This window comes from Pseudomonas sp. 21LCFQ02 (assembly GCF_024129895.2).
GTDB lineage: Bacteria > Pseudomonadota > Gammaproteobacteria > Pseudomonadales > Pseudomonadaceae > Aquipseudomonas.
In genome coordinates, this window is record NZ_CM178749.1 from 5,580,571 (window position 1) to 5,599,490 (window position 18,920).

The following is an 18,920-nucleotide window of genomic DNA, read 5'->3' on the forward strand; positions in this document are numbered from 1 at the left end:
CATGCCAGCAGACCTGATTTCTCAACCGGGCATCCGGGTCAGCCTGCGCGAACTGATCGAGATGCGCCATCGCGTTCGTGAGGTGCAGCTGTTCTCCACGCCGAACCGGCGCAGCCCGCTGATCGGCCTGCACCATTCGAAGTTGCGCGGGCGTGGCGTGGACTTCGATCAGGTGCGGGTCTACCAGGCCGGCGACGATGTGCGCAACATCGACTGGCGAGTCACCGCCCGCACCCAGGAACCACATACCAAGCTGTTTCACGAAGAGCGCGAACGGCCGATTTTCATCATGGTCGAGCAAAGCCGCCGGCTGTTCTTCGGCTCAGGGCTGACCTTCAAATCGGTGCTGGCGGCTCAAGCGGCCGCCTTGATCGGCTGGGCCGCCCTGGAACACAACGACCGGGTCGGCGGCCTGGTGTTCGGTGACCGGGAACACTACGAAATCAAACCGCGACGCAGCAAGCAGAGCCTGCTGCAACTGCTCAATCGTCTGGTGCGGGTCAACCAGTCGCTGCACACCGAAATCGCCGCCGATCGCGACGCGTTCGGCACCGCATTGCGCCGCGCCCGCGAAGTGCTACGCCCCGGCAGCCTGGTGATCGTACTGTGTGACGAGCGCGCGCTCAGCGATGCGGCCGAGCAGCAGCTGAGCCTGTTGTCGCGACACTGCGACCTGCTCCTGCTGCCGCTCTCCGATCCGCTGGACCGCGCCCTGCCCGCCGCCGGGCTGCTGCGCTTTGCCGAACGAGGCGCCGAGCTCGAGCTCGATACCTTGAATGTCGAACTGCGCAAAAACTACCGGGCGCTGGGCGAAGCCCGCTGCGCACGTTGGGAACGTCTGGCGCAAAAGCTGCGGGTGTTGCTGATGCCCTTGAGTACCCAGATCGAACTGGTCGAGCAGCTGCGTGAGTTCCTCAAGGCCCAGCGTCCGGTGAAGCAGCCATGAACCCACTGGACCAGCTACAGCCATTGATCGCACCCGCGCCGCCGGGGCTGTGGCCGCCCGCGCCGGGCTGGTGGCTGCTGATCGCCCTATTGCCGCTGGCCGGCTGGGGATTATGGCGAGCCTACCGGCTGCTGCGGGCGCGCAACCCGTTGCCACGCGCCGAGCAACCGCTGGACCCGGTACGGGTGGCGGCACTCGCAGAGCTGGCCAGCCTGGCCAAGCCCTATGACGGTGCGCCGGCCGGTGCCTGGCTGCAGCAAATCAACGGTTTGCTCAAACGCCTGTGCCGCAACCACTATCCGTACAGCCAGAGCCACACCCTCAATGGCCGTAAATGGCTGGCGTTTCTCGATAACCGCTGCCCGGCCGCTGGCCTGACGCGCTGGATGGTGTTGGTCGAAGGCGCCTACAAACCCGAATGCAAACTGGACGACAAAGCGATCAACGGCCTGACCCAGTCGGTCGAAACCTGGATCCGCAAACATGTTTGAGTTCGCCTGGCCGTGGATCTTCGCCCTGCTGCCGCTGCCCTGGCTGATGCGCTGGCTGCTGCCGGTGGCCGACAACGGCGAGGCGGCGCTCAAGGTCAGCTTCATCAGTGAACTCGAAGGCCTCAAAGGCCGCCGCGCGAGAGCCAACCTGCCCGCCTGGCGGCAACGCGGCCCATTGCTGGTGATCTGGCTGTTGCTGTTGCTGGCCAGTGCCCGCCCGCAATGGCTCGGCGAGCCCTTGCCGATTGCCGCCAGCGGCCGGGACCTGCTGGTCGCGGTGGATGTCTCTGGCTCCATGGACTACCCCGACATGCAATGGCAGGGTGAAGAGCTCAGCCGTCTGGCCCTGGTGCAGCAGATGCTCGGCGACTTTCTTGAACACCGTGAAGGCGACCGGGTCGGCCTGATCCTGTTTGGCAGCCAGGCTTATGTGCAGGCACCCCTGACCTTCGACCGACGAACCGTGCGGGTCTGGCTGGACGAAGCACGGATCGGCATTGCCGGCAAGAACACCGCCATCGGTGATGCCATTGGCCTGGCCTTGAAGCGCCTGCGCCAACGGCCGGCCGAAAGCCGGGTACTGATTCTGGTCACCGATGGCGCCAACAATGGCGGGCAGATCGACCCGGTGACCGCTGCCCGACTGGCGGCCGATGAGGGGGTGAAGATCTACCCGATCGGCATCGGTGCGGACCCGGATAGCACCGGCATCCAGAGCCTTCTGGGCCTCAACCCGAGCCTGGACCTCGACGAGCCGACACTCAAGCGTATCGCCGAGCTCAGCGGCGGCCAATATTTCCGTGCCCGCGACGGCGACCAACTGGAGAACATCCGCAGCATCCTCGATGCTCTGGAGCCGGTCGCCCAGCAACCGACCCAGGCCCGCCCGGCCCTGCCGCTCTATGCCTGGCCACTGGCGCTGGCGCTGCTGCTCAGTGTGCTATGGGTGATTGTCGAGCTCTGGCCTGACAACGCACTGGAGCGCCTGCGCCAGGCCGCAGTCGAGCGACTGAACGCCCTGCGCCAGCGCCTGAAAAAGACCGGAGCCCGCAAATGAGCGCATTCTGGCCTTACTGGCTACGCCCGCTGTGGCTGCTGGTCATCCCCTTGCTGGTCTGGTTGCTGTACAAGCTCTGGCACCGCCAGAAACGCGCCGGGCGCTGGCAACTGCTGATACCGCCCGCGTTTCACGCAGCACTGCTCAACGGCGGTAACGGCCGGGGCAGCAAACAACCCTGGGTGGTGCTGGGTCTGGCCTGGCTGCTTGCCGTACTGGCCCTGATCGGTCCCAGTTGGCAACGCATCGAACAACATGGTCAGAAGCCGGTTGATCCATTGGTGGTGGTGCTTGAGCTCACCCCGCAGATGCTCGCCACCGACACCCCGCCCAGCCGTCTGGAGCAGGCCCGGCGCAAACTGCGCGACCTGTTGCAGGCGCGCAGCGATACCCAGACCGCGGTCGTCGTGTACGCCGGCAGCGCCCACACGCTGGTGCCACTGTCTGACGACCTGGCCACCAGCTACAACCTGATCGACGCCATCAAGCCGTCGATCATGCCGGCCGCCGGGCAGCGCGCCGACCTGGCGCTGGGCAAGGCTCTGGAGCTGCTGCGCCAAGCCGACCTGGGCCAGGGCCGGGTGCTGCTGATGACCTCTGCACTCAATGAACAGGAACGTCAGGGCATCCGCCAGCGGCTGGGCAACCAGAGCCCGTCGCTGAGCATCCTTGGCCTGGGCAGCAATGATGGCGTACCGGTGACCCAGGAGAATGGCGGTCTGCTACGCGATGAACACGGCGCAATCATGGTCGCCCGGCTCGACAGTCAGGGGCTCGCTGATTTCGCAGCACAGGTCGGGGGCAACTACCGTCAGGCGCGTCCTGGCCTTGACGATCTGCGCAGCCTGGGTCTGCTCGACAGCCCGCAGCAAATCAATCGCGATGGCCGCGTTCTGCGCCTGGACAGCCGCGCTGACCAAGGCTATTGGCTGCTCCTGCCACTGCTACTGCTGGCCGCCTGTGCGGCACGCCGGGGCTGGCTGTTCGTGCTGGCCCTGCTGTGTGTGCTGCCGCACAACGCCATGGCGTTTGAATTCCAGGACTTGTGGTTGCGCGCCGATCAACAGGGTCAGCGGCTGATGCAAAAAAAGCGCCCTGGCGAAGCAGCGCAACGCTTCACTGACCCGCGCTGGAAAGGCACGGCGCTCTACGCCGCCGGCGACTACGCCGCTGCGGCGCAACAATTTGCCGGCGGTGATACGCCCGCCGACCACTACAATCGTGGTAATGCCCTGGCCATGAGCGGTGAGCTGGAAGCGGCACTGGATGCCTATGAGCAGGCGCTGGAGCGCCAGCCTGACTTTCCTGCCGCACAGTTCAACCTGAGCCTTGTCCAACAGGCTCTGGATCAACTGCAACCCGCTGCAACCGACGAGCCGCAGCAGCCGCCAAGCGAAGAACAGGCGTCACCGGACGAAGCGGCTGACAGCGCTCAGCAGGCTGACACCAGCCAGCAACAAAGCCAGGCCCAGCACAGCGAACAAGACGAGCCACCGAGCCAGACCCGCGACGCGAGTAACATGAACTCAAGCGATGCCATCGACGAAGCCGACAACACCACTCGCCCGCCCGTGGCCCTGCCCGACGAGCCGTTCGATGGCGAGCGGCGCCAGTCGCTGGAGCACTGGCTCCGGCAGATCCCCGATGATCCGGGCGAACTGCTGCGACGCAAATTCCGTTATGAGCAGCAACATCAGGAAACCAGCCGATGAGCCGCGCCCCCCTTTTGTTGTCCGGCCTTCTGCTGTGGATGACCGCACTGTGTAGCCAGGCCGCCGAACTCACCGCGCAGGTCGACCGCACCCGGCTGGTCGCCGGTGAGACGGTCGAGCTGACCCTGGAAACCAACGACGTCACCCAGTTCGGCAAACCTGACCTGAGCGTGCTGGACGAAGCCTTCGAAGTGCGTGACACCCGCCAGGTCAACAGCCTGACCACCCTGGACGGCAACAGCCAGGCCAATACCCGCTGGCTGATCACCCTGTTGCCACGCCACACCGGCAGCGTCGAGATACCACCGGTGCAACTGGGCCAATCACGCACCCAACCGGTCTTGCTGCAGGTATTGCCCGGCGATGCCCAGGAACCGGGCAGCGAGCTGGCACCGGTGTTCATCGAGGCCAGCCTCGACCAGGACAGCGTCTATGTACAGGCCCAGGCGGTGCTGACCCTGCGTATCTATCACTCGGTGTCACTGTTCGACGACAGCAGCCTGAGCCCGCTGCAACTGCCCGAAGCCCGTATCGAGAAACTCGGTGACTCACGAACCTACGAGAAACTCATCAACGGTATCCGCCACGGGGTGATCGAGACCCGCTACGCCATCTATCCGCAACAAAGCGGGCTGCTGAAGATTCCGGCGCTGGTGTTCAGCGCCACCCAGGCCCAGAGCCCCTCGGCGGCCAGCCCCGGCCAGCAACAGGCGCCTAACCCCTATGGGCCGCAACCGGGCAAGGCGCTGCAGGTCAGCTCGGCGGAAATCAGCCTCAAGGTCAAGGCGCGCCCGGAGTTGTGGCCGGCCGATAAGCCATGGCTGCCGGCCAGCAGCGTGAATCTCGAAGAAAGCTGGAACCCGGACACCACCACCGTCCAGGCCGGGGATTCACTGACCCGAACCTTGACCCTCAAGGTCGAGGGCCTGTCGGCTTCGCAATTGCCGCCCCTGCAGATCCCCGACTTGCCGGGCGTACGCCGCTATCCGGACCAGCCACAACTGACCAATCAGCCAGGTGAGCGTGGCCTGACTGGCAGCCGCAAAGAAAGCGAAGCGCTGGTACCGGGCCGGGCCGCCAGCCTGGAACTGCCGGCAGTGGAAGTGACCTGGTGGAACACCCGCGAAGACCATATCGAACACACCAGCCTGCCGGCGCGTACCTTGCAGGTCAGCGTCAACCCTGGGCTGGCAGTCGACACCCCGGTATCCGGTGAGCACGGGCTGTCGCCATGGCTATGGATCTGGCAACTGAGCACGCTGTTTTTCGCCTGCACAACCCTGCTGGGCCTGTGGCTCTGGTGGCGGGCCCGCGGCCTGCCGGCGGTGGCGCGCGCCGCGCAGACCGGTCCCAACCCGCGCACGGTGCTCGATGACCTCAGGCGTGCCTGCCTGGCCAACGACCCGCAAAGTACCCGCCAGGCGCTCGACGCCTGGGCCCGTCAACAGCCCGAAACCCTGGCCGACATGGCCGCGCGCTTTGTGCCGCTGTCCGATGCGCTGGACGGTCTGAACGGGGCGCTGTACAGCGAAGCCGGGCCGTTCTGGCTCGGTGAAGAGTTGTGGCGGGCGATCCGCAGCCTGCCGACGGTAGAGCACATACAAGACAGCTCGGCAGACGCCGGGCTGCCGCCGCTGTATCCGAAATGAATTCACGGCCTTGCAGGAGCGCTGCCCGGCGGGTCCTGCGCGGTTCAATCACAAGGTAATGCAATGCGTCTGTTTCACACCTCCGACTGGCATTTGGGTCAGCACCTGCATGGTCAGGAACGCGATTTCGAGCATCAGGCTTTTCTGGGCTGGCTGTTGGCCCGACTGGCCGAGCGGCGACCCGACGTGCTGCTGATCGCTGGCGATATCTTCGATACAGTCAACCCGCCGGTCAGTGCCCAGGAGCGCCTGTACGAATTCATCGTCGACGCCCATGAGCAGCAGCCACACCTGACCATCGTGATGATTGCCGGCAACCACGACTCCGGCTCGCGTATCGAACTGCCCGCGCCGTTGATGCGCCGCCTGCGTACCCACGCGCTGGGGCGGGTGCTGTGGCTCGATGACGGCAGCCTGGATGCCGAGCGCCTGTTGCTGCCATTGCCCGATGCCAGTGGCTCGGTGCGGGGCTGGTGCCTGGCGTTGCCGTTCCTGCGCCCGGCGGAAGTCACTGGCGCGCAGGCGGGCGATAACTACCTGCACGGCATTGCCCAGGTGCATCGCCTGCTGATCGACGCCGCGCAACGCAAACGCGAGCCCGGCCAGGCACTGATCGCCATCAGCCATGCGCACATGGCCGGCGGCAGCGTGTCCGAAGACTCCGAACGCAGCCTGATCATCGGCAACGCCGAAGCCCTGCCAGCAGCCCTGTTCGGCCCGGAAATCACCTACGTGGCGCTTGGGCACCTGCATAAGCCACAGCAGGTCAACGGCGAGACACGCATCCGCTACAGCGGCTCGCCGATTCCGCTGTCATTCTCAGAGATTGGCTACAAGCACCAGATACTGGAAATCACCTGCGAGGGTGAACAACTGGTGAGCGTCGAACCGCTGCTGATTCCACGTGCCGTGCCCCTGCAACGCCTCGGTCCGGCGCTGCTCGACGACCTGTTGGTACAGCTCGGCGCACTGCCACAGGTCGACTTGCTTGATGAACCCCATCGCCAGCCATGGCTGGAGGTCCGGGTGCGTCTCGACCAGCCGCAGCCAGACCTGCGCAACCGTATCGAGGCGGCACTGCAAGGCAAGGCTGTACGCCTGGTACGCATCGCCGCCGAATATGCCGGGCGCAACGGCGACGCTGAAGACGCTGCCGCCAGCGAGCTGATCGACCTCGAACAGCTCACCCCCCATGAACTGTTCCGGCGGGCCTGGCAGGACAACTACGGTAATGAGGTCGACGACCAGACTCTCGATGATTTCGCCACGCTGCTGCGTGAAGTGCAGCAGGAGGCCGAACAATGAAGATTCTTGCCATCCGCCTGAAGAACCTGGCATCGCTGGCCGGCCCGTTCGAGGTCGACTTCAGCGCAGAACCGCTGGCCAGCGCCGGATTGTTCGCCATTACCGGCCCGACCGGAGCCGGCAAGAGCACCCTGCTCGACGCCCTGTGCCTGGCACTGTTCGGCGCCGTGCCACGTCTGAGCCGGGTCGGCCAGTCCAAGGTGCCGGACATCGACGGTGAGATCACCACCAGCGACCCGCGCACCCTGCTGCGCCGTGGGACCGGCAGCGGTTATGCCGAAGTGGACTTCATCGGCATTGATCAACGCCGCTACCGTGCCCGTTGGGAGACCAATCGCGCCCGCGACAATGCCAGCAAAAAACTGCAGGCCAGCCGGCAGATCCTGACTGATCTGGACAGCGAGCAGGTGCTCAGCAATCAGAGCAAACGCGAGTTCGAGCAACTGGTCGAACAACGCCTGGGCCTGAATTTCGAGCAGTTCACCCGTGCCGTGATGCTCGCCCAGAGCGAATTCAGCGCCTTTCTCAAAGCCGACGACAAAGAACGCAGCGAACTGCTGGAAAAACTCACCAATACGGCCATTTACAGCCAACTGGGCAAGCGCGCCTGGCTCAAGGCCAGCGACGCAAAAAAAGCGCTGGAAGACCTCAACCTGCTGGCCAGCGGCGTGGCCCCCATGCCCGCCCAGGCCCGTGCCGAGCTGGATGAGCAGTTGAGCCTGGCCCAGCAGCAGCTCAAGCTCGACCAGCAGCGCCTGCGCGAGCTGGAACAGCAACAGCAGTGGTTCGGCCAGTTACAACGGCTGGGCGCAGAGACCCAGGCCACTCGTCAAAGCCTGGCCTGCGCCGAGCAAGACTGGCAGGATCAAGCCGGCGAGCGAGACAAGCTCGGCCAACTGGAGCGCCTCGCACCGCAACGCCATCGCTTTGTCCGACGCGCCAGCCTGGATGCGCAACAGGCACCGTTGGCGCAGCACATCGCCCGGCAACAGGCCCGCCAGGGCGAACTGAGCGCCACCCACCAGCAGTTGCAAGCCAGCCGCGAAATGGCCCACACCACACTGCTTGCAGCCCAGCAACAGGCCAGCGAGTCACGAAGCCGGCTGCAACACGCCTTCGACACCCAAAACACCCTGAGTCATCAGGCCGACGCGCTGAGCAAAACCCGCGCCAGCCAGCAACAATATGAACACGACTGCCAACAGGCTCAGCAGCAACTGGACAGTTTGCTCGCCCAACAGCAACACGTCGCACAACGCCTGGCCGACATCACCGCGCAGCTCGACAACAGCAGTGCCCTGGCGCCCCTGACCCAGGCCTGGAGTGCCTGGCAAGGCCGGCTCAAGTCACTGACCCTGACCGCCAATCGCTGGCGCCACGGGCAACAGGAACTGCCGGCCCTGACCCGGCGTGCCAGCGACGCCGAACAGCAACTTGCCGAACAGCGCAACGCCCTGGAACTGCTGTACCGCGAAGCCGACTGCGAAGTCTCGGCGGTAACCGAACAGCTGCAATTGCTCGGCGGCCTGCTGCAAGACAACCGCAAGCAACAGCGTGCCAGCGAAGAACTTGAGCGGCTGTGGACCAGCCACCAGCAATTGGAGCAACAACGCCAAGGCATCACTGACCAGTTGCATAAAGCCGGCCAAGAGCGCGAACAACTGGCCGCCGATGGCAGTGCGGTCAACGAGCAGCTCAAAGTCGCCGAACAAACCCTCAGCGTCACCCGCGAACTGCTGGAGCGCCAGCGCCTGATGCGCAGCGCCGGGGTCGATGCGCTGCGCAACCAGTTGCAGGACGAGCAGCCTTGCCCGGTGTGCGGCAGCATCGAGCACCCTTGGCACCAACCCGAAGCGCTGTTGCAGGGGCTGGCCGAACACGATGAAAGCGAACAGGCCGGCGCCGAAAAGGCCGTCGAAGAGCTCAAGGAACGCCGCAGCCTGCTGCGCGAGCAATACGCGGTGCTTACCTCACGCATGAAAGACCTGCTGGGTCAGCAGGATCAGTTGCAAAGCCAGCAGCAAGCATTGGCAAAGCCGTTGCAGGAGCATCCTCAGGCAGCCGCCCTGCATGCAATTAACGAGGCAGAACGCGCGGCCTGGCTGCAACGCCAACAGCAGCAGCTCACCCAGGTCATTGAGCAGGACGAGCAGCGCCAGCAGGCGCTGCTCAAGCTGCAACAGGACGCCGGCCGGCTGCAGCAACAACTGCAAGAAGCCCAGCAAGCCAGCCAGAACGCCAACGCCCAGATTGAAGAGCAGCAACGTCAACTCAATAGCGACCATGCGCGTCTTGAAGAAGAACTTGGTGCGTTGCAGCCGATACTGCCAGGCGACTGGCTTGAGGCACTGCGCAACGAGACCTCGGCCAGTGTCATGCGGCTGGAGCAGCAAGTCGTTGAACGCCTGGCGCTGCTTGAGCAGCAACAGGAGCAACAGCAGGAACAGGCTGAGCGACACAAGCGTGTTGAACAGCAACAACTTGAACTCACCGCTCGCCAGCAACGTCAGGCTGAACTGCAACAACAGGTGCAAAGCCTCAGCGAACAACAGCAGGCCAGCCAGACGCTATTGGGCGAACTGCTTGGTGGCCATGCCAGCGCCGAACAATGGCAGCAAACGCTGGAACAGTCGATTGAACAGGCCCGCGCAGCCGAGCAACTGGCCGCCCAGGGGCTACAGGACAACCAGGCGCAGAGCATCCAGCTGGCCGCCGAACTCAAGGCCAGCGAACAACAGCAGCAGGCGTTGCAGGATGAGGCCGCCGGACTCGATGAGCAGATCAGCGCCTGGCGCAACAGCCATGCGCAACTGGACGATGCGACCCTCAATGCCTTACTGGAAGTCGACGACGCGCAGCTTGAAGAACTGCGTCAGCGCTTGCAGGCCGCCGAGAAAGCGCTGGAGCAGAACCGGGTCCTGCTGCACGAACGCGAACAGCGCCTGAGCGAACATCAGGCCCACTTTCCAGAGCTTACCGACGGCGCCGGGCTGGAACAGGCCGCACAGCAAAGCCGCGAGCAGTGCGCAGTGACCGAACAACAATGCGCTGATCTGCGTGCGCAGGTCAGCGAGGACCAGCGCCGCCAGCAAGCCAATGGTGAGCTGCAGGCGCGTATCGAGCAGGCTACGGCCGAACGCCTGCGCTGGGGCCGCCTGGCAGAATTGATTGGTTCAGCCGAAGGCGACCGTTTCCGCAAGATCGCTCAGGCTTACAACCTCGACCTGCTGGTCCATCACGCCAATGCCCAATTGCGCCAACTGGTGCGCCGCTACCGGCTCAAGCGTGGCGGCAGCCTGTTGGGCCTGCTGGTGATGGACACTGAAATGGGCGACGAACTGCGTTCGGTGCATTCACTGTCAGGCGGCGAAACCTTCCTGGTGTCGCTGGCCCTGGCGCTGGGCCTGGCCTCGATGGCCTCCAGCACCTTGCGCATTGAATCGCTGTTCATCGACGAAGGCTTCGGCAGTCTCGACCCTGAGTCACTGCAACTGGCCATGGACGCCCTCGACGGCCTGCAAGCTCAGGGGCGCAAGGTCGGGGTGATTTCCCACGTCCAGGAAATGCACGAGCGCATTGCCGTGCAGATTCGTGTCCGCCGCCAGGGTAACGGCCAAAGCACCCTGGAAGTGGGCGGCTGAGCAGGGTCAGGACGCGTGCTGAGGCAGCGGTTGTCCGGTGGCGGCGCTGTGCACGGCCACCGGCGCCTGAGCACTGCTGACCTGAGCGGCATTGATTTGCGGATTCATGCTGGTCACGGTCACCACGGCAATGAACACCACATACAGGGCAATGGCGATATACGCGCCCTGCTTGATCGAATGAAGTATGGCTGTGGCCATCGGTTTTGCTCCATCACGGGTTTCAGAACACTAGCATTACTGAAAACCGGGTCCATGAAAAAACATACCTCTATATATCAGGCATCAATGGTATTGATGCTTGCAGCCGCTGAAAGTTGAAGTTTTTTTACTGGCCAAAAACACCAATCCCCGTGAGCGCAATACTCACGGGGATCGTGCAGATACAAGGGCTTTCGCGAGCAGGCTTGCCGCCGGGTCTGCGTTGCCTAGCGCACGTTGGCTAGAGGTCGTCAGCTCGGGGTTGGCAAACAGGCTCGCGAAAGCCTCATGAAACTCGCGTCACTGGCCGGTCTTGTGATCCAGCGCAGCATAGAACTTGGCGCTCTGTTGCAGGTACTGCGGGGTATAGCTCTGGCTTTGGGCAACATGCAGTTTGTTTTCGGTCACTTCAGTGTTGGCGCTGGCAGGCAGAGCGGCAGTGGCAGAAATGGCGGATGCGGCAATGATCGAGAAGAGATTGAAGTTCATGATGCAAATCCTCGGAAGTGGTTTGGGTTCCGGGCCGTGAGGCCATGGATCAAACTTACTCCTGAGGATCGCGGGGAAAAAATCCTTTCTGGCACTAGCCTTTATCACTGCGATTAATAGTTCATTGTGCCGACGGCAAAAACAGCAGTGCCGACGGCGCCGGCATGTCCAGCGCCTGCACCACATCACCCAGCCGCCCGCTCTGTGGGTCACGCTTGAGGGTCACGATCTGGTTGCTCTTCTGGTTGGCGATCAGCAAGAACCTGCCGCTGGGGTCAATGCTGAACTCCCGCGGTTCACGGCCCTGTACGGAACGGCGCTGGAGCTCCTTGAGTGCCCCGCTGGCCGGATCGATGCTGAACACCAGCAGCTCGTTGGCATCGCCACGGTTGGCCACGTAGAGGAAACGGCCATCAGCAGAGGCATGCAAGCCGCTGGCACCGACCGCCTGGTGCTTGCCGGGCTGCTTGAGATCAACCAGTTGGGTCTGCCGGAACCGACCATTGTGATAGTCGAACACCGCGACCTGAGCGGTCATTTCCAGGGTCAGCCAGGCGTGCTTGCCATTGTCACTGAACAACAGATGCCGTGGGCCACTGCCCTTGGGCAGGCTTACCGTGGCCGCCTTGATCGGCTGCAATGGCTGCCCGAGTTGCACGTCGTACTGGTAGACAAACAGCTTGTCAGCCCCCAGATCCGCTGCCACTACGTACTTGCCATCCGGAGTCGGCAGCACCCCATGCACATGTGAAGAACTCTGGCGTTCGGCATTGACCTTGCTGGGCGGGTTGGGCCCAAGCACCTGAACCGCATTACCCAGGCGGCCAGCGCTGTCGACTGGCAAGACAGCCAGCGCCCCGCCCGGCTTGGCCTGCACCGCATAGTTGGCCACCAGCAGATAACGCTGATCAGGTGTGAGGCTTGAATGAGTCGGTTCATCGCTCTGACTGGCGACCTGATTGATCAAGCGTAGCTCGTGAGTCTGCGGGTCGATCATGTAACTACTGACCTTGCCCAGCCTGTCCGCCTGCCCTGGACCGTTTTCATTGACCACGAACAGATAACCGGCTTCGCGCGACAGGGTCAGCCAGGACGGATTTTCACTCACCACCACTTGCCGTGGCTGGGTGTCGATCAAGCCGGTCTGACTGTTAAAGCCCATCCGGTAAAGCCCCTGGCTGTCACCCTGGGTATAGGTGCCCACCAACAGATCGAGGTCGGCGTTGTCCTGAGCATGAGCGGGCAAAACACTGAAGATGCTGGCAAGCACCAGCCAGGGCAGCAATGGGCGGGACATGACGGCCTCCGTTGAGCACTCTTGGGAATTGTTATTCGCGCTTGATTCAGGACACCGCCTTTACTGCAAAGGTTCAGCTTTCTGGCTGGCGCAGATCTTTGGCACCGCCGTCCTCTAACGCCAATGGCATGACTGCCAGGCTTGGAATCAGCGACTCTGCCCATTGCCGGTAGTCAGGTCCGAACTGGCGAATCTGGGCCAGCGGATCCAGTGAAATGCCGGCCAGCAGCAGGGCCACGATCAAATGGCCGAGTGAGAAGGGTCGGCCGGTGGGTTTAAGGCTGCGTCTGATCACTGGCAGCAACAGCAGCAGACCAATCAGAAACCAGATCAACAGACGCGGCAGCAGTTGCTGACGATCCAGGCCGACTTCCCATAGTGCCCCGACGGTCCCCAGCGACAGGCATAACGTGAACAGCCACACCGCCATGTGCACAACCAGCATCAGCGACAGGCCGCACAGGGCAAAGCCGAGCCCGGAAAGGACGTAATAGTAGGAACCGCCCAGACTGACCAGCTTCAAGCCGGCACTGAATTTGACCAGGCCGAGCACCAGCAGCCCGGCGCCGAAAAAAGTTGGCAATAGCCGAGCACGACTCAACGCGCCTTGAGTAGACATGGAAATCTCCCTGATGAATGCTTCGCTCGCTTCCGTGGAGCGGATGACTGGCAATGGCCAGCAATTTGAAGGTCGTTACCCCGCAAGCGGAGCAAGAAAAGGCAAGCACATCCTTGTGTAGTGACCGATGCGCAAGCACCGGCACCCTACCATCCCGATGCCGGCCTCTGATTCAGAGGGCCGACACGCGCCTGCGAAGTTTAACGGCTGGCGCGCTCTAAAAGACTGATCTGGATCAATCCAGATCGGCCTCGTCATCATCGTTTGCACTGACGGCATCCATGCAGACGATCCGGTGATCCGCCTCACCGTCGTTGATCACCCAGCTCTGCAGGGATTCATCGAACGCGGCGGCCTGTACCTGCGCTGCGTTGAACGACCAGACCTTGCGCGCCCGGCCGTCCATGCATTCGACTTGCAGGCCATCATCCAGGCTGAATTCCCAGGCATGCAGGCCGTCGATTTCGAGCATGGTGGTGGTTTGCAGGGCTTGCAGGAAGGAAGTAGTAGTCATGTTCAGTCAGGTACCTGGGAAAAACGCCAATGATAGGGCAAAGCTGTGCGCCTTGCCCTGCCGCGTTTCAATGAGAAAACAACGAATGCCCCACCTGCCCGGCCATTTTCTCGGGTTTGATCAGAAAGCGTGCCAGTGCCGGCAACAGCCACAAGGCGCCAAACATGTTCCACAGCAGCATGAAGGTCAGCATCAGGCCCATGTCGGCCTGGAACTTGATGGCCGAGAAGATCCAGGTGCAGACACCAATCGCCAGGCACAGACCGGTGAACAGCACCGCCTTGCCGGTGGACTTGAGCGTCTGGTAATACGCCTCCTGCAACGGCAGGCCGGCGCGCAGGAAGCTTTCCAGACGGCTGTAGATGTAAATGCCGTAATCGACACCGATGCCCACCCCGAGCGCGATCACCGGCAGCGTCGCCACCTTCACGCCGATGCCCAGCAAGGCCATCAGCGCGTTACCCAGTACCGAGGTCAGCACCAGCGGCAAGACAATGCACAGGGTCGCAGCCCAGGAGCGGAAGGTGATCATGCACATGCCTGCCACACACAGGTAGACCAGCACCAGGATCAACAGCTCGGACTCTTTGATCACCTGGTTGGTCGCGGCCTCAATCCCGGCGTTACCGGCCGCCAGCAGAAATTGCAGATCGGGGCTGTTGTGTTGCGCAGCAAACTCCTCGACCGCCTTGACCGCCCGATCCAGGGTTTCGGCCTTGTGGTCGTTGAGGAAGATCATCAGTGGCGCCAGCGAGCAGTCGGTGTTGTACAGCCCTTCGGCACGGGCGATGGAGCTGTTGAGCACATCCTTGTTACGCGACAGGGTTTCCCACTTCAGGCTGCCTTCGTTCATGCCTTTGATCACCTGGCGTGAAACGTTGACCAGCGAAACCGTCGATTGCACGCCAGGGGTGTTGTCCATTTTCCAGGCCAGCTCACTGATCGCCGACATGGTCGAATACGCCGAGCAGCCTTCAGCCTGAGTCTTGACCATCACCACCAATACATCAGAACTGGTGGAGTAATGCTCGATGATAAAGGCGTTGTCCTGGTTGTAGCGTGAGTCAGGACGCAACTCTGGAGCGCCCTGGTCAAGGTCACCGATCTTCAGGTTCTGGCTGTACCAGAGCCCGCCGCCGAAGGCCAGCAACGCCAGCACCACCGACACCGGCGCCACTTTGGGGTTGGCAAACCCCGACAGCAGGCGCCAGAACGGATGCTCGCTGACCGCATCCTGCTTGCTGCGGGTGACCGCCCGCTTGCTGATGCCGACATAGGAAATCATCACCGGCAACAGAATCAGGTTGGTGAACACGATCACTGCCACACCGATGGACGCGCCGATGGCCAGCTCGCGGATCACGCCGATATCGATAATCAGCAGGGTAATGAAGCCCACGGCATCGGCCAGAATGGCGATCATCCCCGGCAGGAACAACTGACGGAAGGTCCGCCGTGCCGCGGTCAGGGCGTTATCGGCCTCGCTGGACTGCAAGGCAATGCCGTTGATCTTCTGTACGCCATGGGAAATGCCGATGGCAAAGATCAGGAACGGCACCAGCATCGAGTACGGATCGATGCCGAAGCCGACCACATGCATCAGGCCCAGTTGCCAGATCACCGCGATCAGCGTGGTGCAGAGCACGGCGATGGTGCTGCGCAGGCAGCGGGTGAACCAGATCAGCAGCACCAGCGTGATGACAAAGGCGATGCCGAAGAACGCCACCACCATGAACAAGCCGTCGATCAGGTCGCCGACCTTCTTGGCGAAGCCGACGATGTGCACTTTGATCTGCGGATTCTGCGCCTGGAACTTGTCGCGGATCTTTTCTTCGAGCTGATGGGAAAACTGCTGGTAATCAAGGGTCAGCAGCACGCTCTGGTCATTGGGGTCCGGATAAGCCTCCAGCAGCGGTATCTCGACGATGCTCGACCTGAAGTCGTTGGCCACCAGCCGACCGACCTGGCCAGACTTGAGCACGTTGTTGCGCAGGGTATCGAGGCTGTCCTGACCGCCATCGTAGCTCTTGGGAATCACCTCGCCGCCGGCAAAGCCTTCTTCGGTCACCTCGGTCCAGCGCACGCTGGGGCTCCACAGTGACTTCATGGCCGAGCGATCGACGCCTGGGATATAGAAGGCTTCGTCGTGAATCTGGCGCAGGGTCTCCATGTAGTCGCGCGAGAAGATGTCGCCGTCCAGCGACTCGACCGAGATGCGCACGCTATTGCCCAGATTGCCCAGGTCATTGCGGTGCGTAAGCATGTTCTGGATGAAGGGGTGCTGCAGCGGAATCATCTTCTCGAAGCTGGTCGAAGGTCGCACCTGCAAAGCCTGCCAGACCAGCACCAGGGTGGTCAGCAGACAGAGAATGATCACTGTGGGGCGATTGTTGAAGATCAACCGTTCAAGAAAGGTCGCTTGCTCGTCGGCGGGCGTGGCGCGCTGCTGAAGATCGTTCATGCATGGAGTCCTTGTGCTTATCGCTGACTGAGCGCTGCGCCATTGGCCGAGCCAAGACGTACACCGCCCTGCCCGACCAGAATCAGTTCACCGCGGGCATTGCCGGTCACCCCGGACAGGGCGATATGGTCGGCGCGGTTGAAAACCTTGAAGCTCTGCCCGTCATCACTGCTGCGCAATACGCTGCCGGCATTGCCGACCAGCACCAGCGTGCCGTCACTGAGCAGGCTGGCGCCAGCCAGGGTGGCCTGCAGCGGCCCCCGCTCGCCGGGCAGTTCGATGTGGGTCCAGGTGTCGCCAAAGTCAGTGGAGCGCAGCAAATTGCCGCGCAATCCGTAGGCCAGCAGCGTCTGCGCCTGGGAGGTGCCGATGACCCCGAACAGCGAGCCGTGATAGGGACTTTCGAGTTTTTCCCAGCTCAGGCCAACATCGCGGGAACGGAACATGCCGCCGGCTTCACCGACGATGAACAGCCCGCCTTGCGCCACATGGGCGATGGCATTGAGGTGATACTGGTCCTGGTTGTCCAGCCGCTCGCTGACGTCCTGCCAGTGCCGGCCGCCATCGGTGGTGGTCAACAGGGCACCGTAGGCGCCGATGGCAAAGCCGGTGCTCTGGTCCTGGAACCAGACATCCAGCAGCGGCGCTTCGCGGGTCAGGTCTTCGAACTGTTTGGTCCAGCTCTGGCCGCCGTCGCTGCTGGCCAGAATCTGGGCATCATGGCCGACGGCCCAGCCATGCTGCGCGTCGACAAAATAGACGGCGGTAAGCAACTGGCGGGTCGGCACTTTGGCCTGTTGCCAGTTATGGCCCTGGTCGTCGGAGTACAGGATATGGCCGTGGTCGCCCACCGCGACCAGACGCTGACCGGCATGCACGACGTCCAGTAACAGGCTGGTCGCGGCCTTGGGCGATTCGATGGCGTAGCTGTCTGCTGCGGTTGCTGCGACGGCGGAACTGACTGCTGTGAGGCCCAATAAGGCGGCCAGGCAGACAATGGACAGATGCATGCGTCTCTCCCGGTTTTATTGTTGTGCGAGGTGGCTGGATAAACCGGCCCTGCGCTTTTTTGGAGGCGGGGCCATGCTAGGCAGTAAAGCCTGTGCCTGACAATTGTCGTGACGTTATGTTTTGTTAAGCGCTACTGGCATTGAGGCAGTCTAGGCGATGATCTGGAGAGCATGGGTCGCGGCTTTAGCCGCGAAAAGGGCGTGATCTGCGGACCGATGGAAAATCCTTTTGCGCGGTGTCTGGACTGCAGGTTTCGCCCTGCCGGGCGAACGTCCCTCCGAACGGCGCCCAAGCCGCGATTTGCGTTGTCTGTGCCATCTCGGCTCGAAGATCAAGATCAACAGCGGCTGCGCACCTTCTTAATCAATCACCACATGCGGCAGAAACCGGCTGCTGTCTTTGGTGATCAGGCTGTCGTCTTCACGGATGCCGATCCCGGAGGCCAGGTCGCCGATCACCCAGGAGCCGATCAGGGTGTAGCTGTCGCCGAAACGCGGCAGCGGTGAGTATTGCTGGAGGATGTACGGCGCGTCGGTGTAGGGGCCGTCTTCGGCAATGGTTTCGTCGCCTGGGGTGCGGATTTCAATGTTGGCGCCTTCGCGGGAAAAGAAAGGCTTGCGCACCCAGCCTTTGGGTACCGGGCTAGCGGGGTATTGGTCGACGAACGATGGCAGCAGGTTGGGATGGCCTTCGTTGAACTGCCAGAGCAGCGGCAGGATGCCTTTGTTGCTGAGGATGGCTTTCCAGGCAGGTTCGACGAAACGGGTGCCACTGGCGGCGATGTGCGCACCGAACGGCTCGTGGAAGATGTGCTCCCAGGCATGCAGTTTGAACAACCGCTCGATACGCTGGCCGTGCAAATCGACGAAGCGTCCCTGTTGATCAAGGCCGATGTCCTCAATGTCGATATGCCGGGTCTCGATGCCTGCGTGAGCGGCCATGCGCCGCATGAATTCAGTGGTGCCGCGGTCTTCGGCCGAGCCGGACATGGCCGAAAAATAGAACGGCGCCGGTCCCCGGAACGGCTCGAAGGCCTTGATCAGGTCTTCGGCAATCGCGTTGAACTGGGTTGCCCTGGCCGGCAGCACCCCGCGTTCAATCTGCTCTTCCAGCCACAGCAATTGAAACGCCGCCGCTTCCATCAGGCTGGTGGGGGTGTCGGCGTTGATTTCATACATCTTCGCCGGCCCGTCGCCGTGGTAAGCGAAGTCGAAGCGTGCATACAGGTGCGCATGCCGCTGCTGCCAGGAGTCGCGAATCAGGTCGAAGTACGCTTGCGGGATTGCCAGTTGGCTGAGCAATGCCTCGTCATCGACCACCCGCGCCACCACATCCAGGCACATCTGGTGCAGCTCCTGGGTCGGTGCTTCAAGATCGCGAGTGATCTGCCGCTCGTTGAACTGGTAGTAGTGCCGCTCGTCCCAATAGCGCTCACCGTCGATGGTGTGAAAGTCGAAACCTTCACGTTCGGCAGTGGCGCGCCAGGCTGGGCGCTCTTCAATGCTGATCCGTTTCATCCAACAGATT

At 62.5% G+C, this 18,920-nt stretch carries 16 protein-coding genes; 8 read left to right on the forward strand and 8 right to left on the reverse strand.

The genetic code is table 11. The features are described 5' to 3' along the window. Position 1: 1 nt before the first annotated feature. From NJC40_RS25205 to NJC40_RS25235, 7 genes are all read left to right on the forward strand, one after another. Entirely contained in the window at positions 2-946 is a 945-nt protein-coding gene (locus tag NJC40_RS25205; protein ID WP_045493425.1) for a DUF58 domain-containing protein, read from the forward strand. Further along, positions 943-1,437: a DUF4381 domain-containing protein gene (locus NJC40_RS25210; RefSeq protein ID WP_253117268.1), complete on the forward strand. Its 495-nt coding sequence runs from the start codon at positions 943-945 to the stop codon at positions 1,435-1,437. Before NJC40_RS25205 ends, NJC40_RS25210 begins: the two co-directional genes overlap by 4 nt. Then, entirely contained in the window at positions 1,430-2,494 is a 1,065-nt protein-coding gene (locus NJC40_RS25215) for a vWA domain-containing protein (protein WP_253141490.1), read from the forward strand. The genes NJC40_RS25210 and NJC40_RS25215 overlap by 8 nt, the downstream gene beginning before the upstream one ends. Next, on the forward strand, positions 2,491-4,206 hold the full coding sequence (locus tag NJC40_RS25220; RefSeq protein ID WP_045493434.1) for a VWA domain-containing protein: 1,716 nt from the start codon (positions 2,491-2,493) through the stop codon (positions 4,204-4,206). Before NJC40_RS25215 ends, NJC40_RS25220 begins: the two co-directional genes overlap by 4 nt. Beyond that, a complete protein-coding gene (locus tag NJC40_RS25225; RefSeq protein ID WP_253141492.1) occupies positions 4,203-5,855 on the forward strand; it encodes a BatD family protein in 1,653 nt (550 codons plus the stop codon). The genes NJC40_RS25220 and NJC40_RS25225 overlap by 4 nt, the downstream gene beginning before the upstream one ends. A gap of 63 nt (positions 5,856-5,918) precedes the next feature. After that, positions 5,919-7,160 carry an exonuclease SbcCD subunit D C-terminal domain-containing protein gene (locus NJC40_RS25230; RefSeq protein WP_045493438.1) on the forward strand — a complete coding sequence of 414 codons (1,242 nt, stop codon included), beginning with the start codon at positions 5,919-5,921 and terminating at the stop codon, positions 7,158-7,160. Then, positions 7,157-10,801 carry an AAA family ATPase gene (locus NJC40_RS25235; RefSeq protein ID WP_253141494.1) on the forward strand — a complete coding sequence of 1,215 codons (3,645 nt, stop codon included), beginning with the start codon at positions 7,157-7,159 and terminating at the stop codon, positions 10,799-10,801. The genes NJC40_RS25230 and NJC40_RS25235 overlap by 4 nt, the downstream gene beginning before the upstream one ends. Before the next feature lie 6 nt (positions 10,802-10,807). Here NJC40_RS25235 and NJC40_RS25240 read toward each other — a convergent pair whose 3' ends face one another. From NJC40_RS25240 to NJC40_RS25255, 4 genes are all read right to left on the reverse strand, one after another. Then, positions 10,808-11,002 carry a hypothetical protein gene (locus NJC40_RS25240; RefSeq protein ID WP_045493442.1) on the reverse strand — a complete coding sequence of 65 codons (195 nt, stop codon included), beginning with the start codon at positions 11,000-11,002 and terminating at the stop codon, positions 10,808-10,810. A gap of 300 nt (positions 11,003-11,302) precedes the next feature. Continuing rightward, the gene (locus tag NJC40_RS25245) at positions 11,303-11,491 is read right to left on the reverse strand and encodes a hypothetical protein (RefSeq protein WP_253141496.1); all 189 of its coding nucleotides are present in this window, start codon (positions 11,489-11,491) and stop codon (positions 11,303-11,305) included. Positions 11,492-11,612: 121 nt separating this feature from the next. Then, a complete protein-coding gene (locus tag NJC40_RS25250; protein ID WP_253141498.1) occupies positions 11,613-12,788 on the reverse strand; it encodes a lactonase family protein in 1,176 nt (391 codons plus the stop codon). Positions 12,789-12,861: 73 nt separating this feature from the next. Continuing rightward, entirely contained in the window at positions 12,862-13,407 is a 546-nt protein-coding gene (locus NJC40_RS25255) for a hypothetical protein (protein WP_144403354.1), read from the reverse strand. On the opposite strand from NJC40_RS25255, the gene NJC40_RS25260 reads away from it, so the two are divergent. Continuing rightward, positions 13,406-13,528 carry a hypothetical protein gene (locus NJC40_RS25260; protein WP_257106902.1) on the forward strand — a complete coding sequence of 41 codons (123 nt, stop codon included), beginning with the start codon at positions 13,406-13,408 and terminating at the stop codon, positions 13,526-13,528. The two genes, NJC40_RS25255 and NJC40_RS25260, sit on opposite strands and share 2 nt — an antisense overlap. Before the next feature lie 114 nt (positions 13,529-13,642). Here NJC40_RS25260 and NJC40_RS25265 read toward each other — a convergent pair whose 3' ends face one another. The 4 genes from NJC40_RS25265 to NJC40_RS25280 all read right to left on the reverse strand — a co-directional run bounded on the left by NJC40_RS25265 (position 13,643) and on the right by NJC40_RS25280 (position 18,910). Next, a complete protein-coding gene (locus NJC40_RS25265) occupies positions 13,643-13,921 on the reverse strand; it encodes a DUF5629 family protein (protein ID WP_492180419.1) in 279 nt (92 codons plus the stop codon). Between the two features lie 67 nt (positions 13,922-13,988). After that, positions 13,989-16,382, reverse strand: coding sequence for an efflux RND transporter permease subunit (locus tag NJC40_RS25270; RefSeq protein WP_045493453.1), 2,394 nt, complete (start codon positions 16,380-16,382; stop codon positions 13,989-13,991). A 17-nt stretch (positions 16,383-16,399) separates the two neighbouring features. Then, positions 16,400-17,392 (reverse strand): WD40/YVTN/BNR-like repeat-containing protein, encoded by a 993-nt coding sequence (locus NJC40_RS25275; RefSeq protein ID WP_045493455.1) that lies wholly within the window; start codon positions 17,390-17,392, stop codon positions 16,400-16,402. A 360-nt stretch (positions 17,393-17,752) separates the two neighbouring features. Beyond that, positions 17,753-18,910, reverse strand: a complete 1,158-nt coding sequence (locus tag NJC40_RS25280; RefSeq protein WP_253141500.1) for a glutathionylspermidine synthase family protein — start codon at positions 18,908-18,910, stop codon at positions 17,753-17,755. Between the last annotated feature and the right edge of the window lie 10 nt (positions 18,911-18,920).

Excerpts from the sequence above, each read along its gene's own strand:
- NJC40_RS25260 (WP_257106902.1), top strand. The coding sequence starts at position 13,406 with ATGGAAATCTCCCTGATGAATGCTTCGCTCGCTTCCGTGGAGCGGATG.
- NJC40_RS25270 (WP_045493453.1), bottom strand. The coding sequence starts at position 16,382 with ATGAACGATCTTCAGCAGCGCGCCACGCCCGCCGACGAGCAAGCGACC.
- NJC40_RS25280 (WP_253141500.1), bottom strand. The coding sequence starts at position 18,910 with ATGAAACGGATCAGCATTGAAGAGCGCCCAGCCTGGCGCGCCACTGCC.
- NJC40_RS25265 (WP_492180419.1), bottom strand. The coding sequence starts at position 13,921 with ATGACTACTACTTCCTTCCTGCAAGCCCTGCAAACCACCACCATGCTC.
- NJC40_RS25235 (WP_253141494.1), top strand. The coding sequence starts at position 7,157 with ATGAAGATTCTTGCCATCCGCCTGAAGAACCTGGCATCGCTGGCCGGC.
- NJC40_RS25225 (WP_253141492.1), top strand. The coding sequence starts at position 4,203 with ATGAGCCGCGCCCCCCTTTTGTTGTCCGGCCTTCTGCTGTGGATGACC.
- NJC40_RS25205 (WP_045493425.1), top strand. The coding sequence starts at position 2 with ATGCCAGCAGACCTGATTTCTCAACCGGGCATCCGGGTCAGCCTGCGC.
- NJC40_RS25230 (WP_045493438.1), top strand. The coding sequence starts at position 5,919 with ATGCGTCTGTTTCACACCTCCGACTGGCATTTGGGTCAGCACCTGCAT.
- NJC40_RS25215 (WP_253141490.1), top strand. The coding sequence starts at position 1,430 with ATGTTTGAGTTCGCCTGGCCGTGGATCTTCGCCCTGCTGCCGCTGCCC.
- NJC40_RS25220 (WP_045493434.1), top strand. The coding sequence starts at position 2,491 with ATGAGCGCATTCTGGCCTTACTGGCTACGCCCGCTGTGGCTGCTGGTC.
- NJC40_RS25240 (WP_045493442.1), bottom strand. The coding sequence starts at position 11,002 with ATGGCCACAGCCATACTTCATTCGATCAAGCAGGGCGCGTATATCGCC.
- NJC40_RS25275 (WP_045493455.1), bottom strand. The coding sequence starts at position 17,392 with ATGCATCTGTCCATTGTCTGCCTGGCCGCCTTATTGGGCCTCACAGCA.
- NJC40_RS25250 (WP_253141498.1), bottom strand. The coding sequence starts at position 12,788 with ATGTCCCGCCCATTGCTGCCCTGGCTGGTGCTTGCCAGCATCTTCAGT.
- NJC40_RS25210 (WP_253117268.1), top strand. The coding sequence starts at position 943 with ATGAACCCACTGGACCAGCTACAGCCATTGATCGCACCCGCGCCGCCG.
- NJC40_RS25255 (WP_144403354.1), bottom strand. The coding sequence starts at position 13,407 with ATGTCTACTCAAGGCGCGTTGAGTCGTGCTCGGCTATTGCCAACTTTT.
- NJC40_RS25245 (WP_253141496.1), bottom strand. The coding sequence starts at position 11,491 with ATGAACTTCAATCTCTTCTCGATCATTGCCGCATCCGCCATTTCTGCC.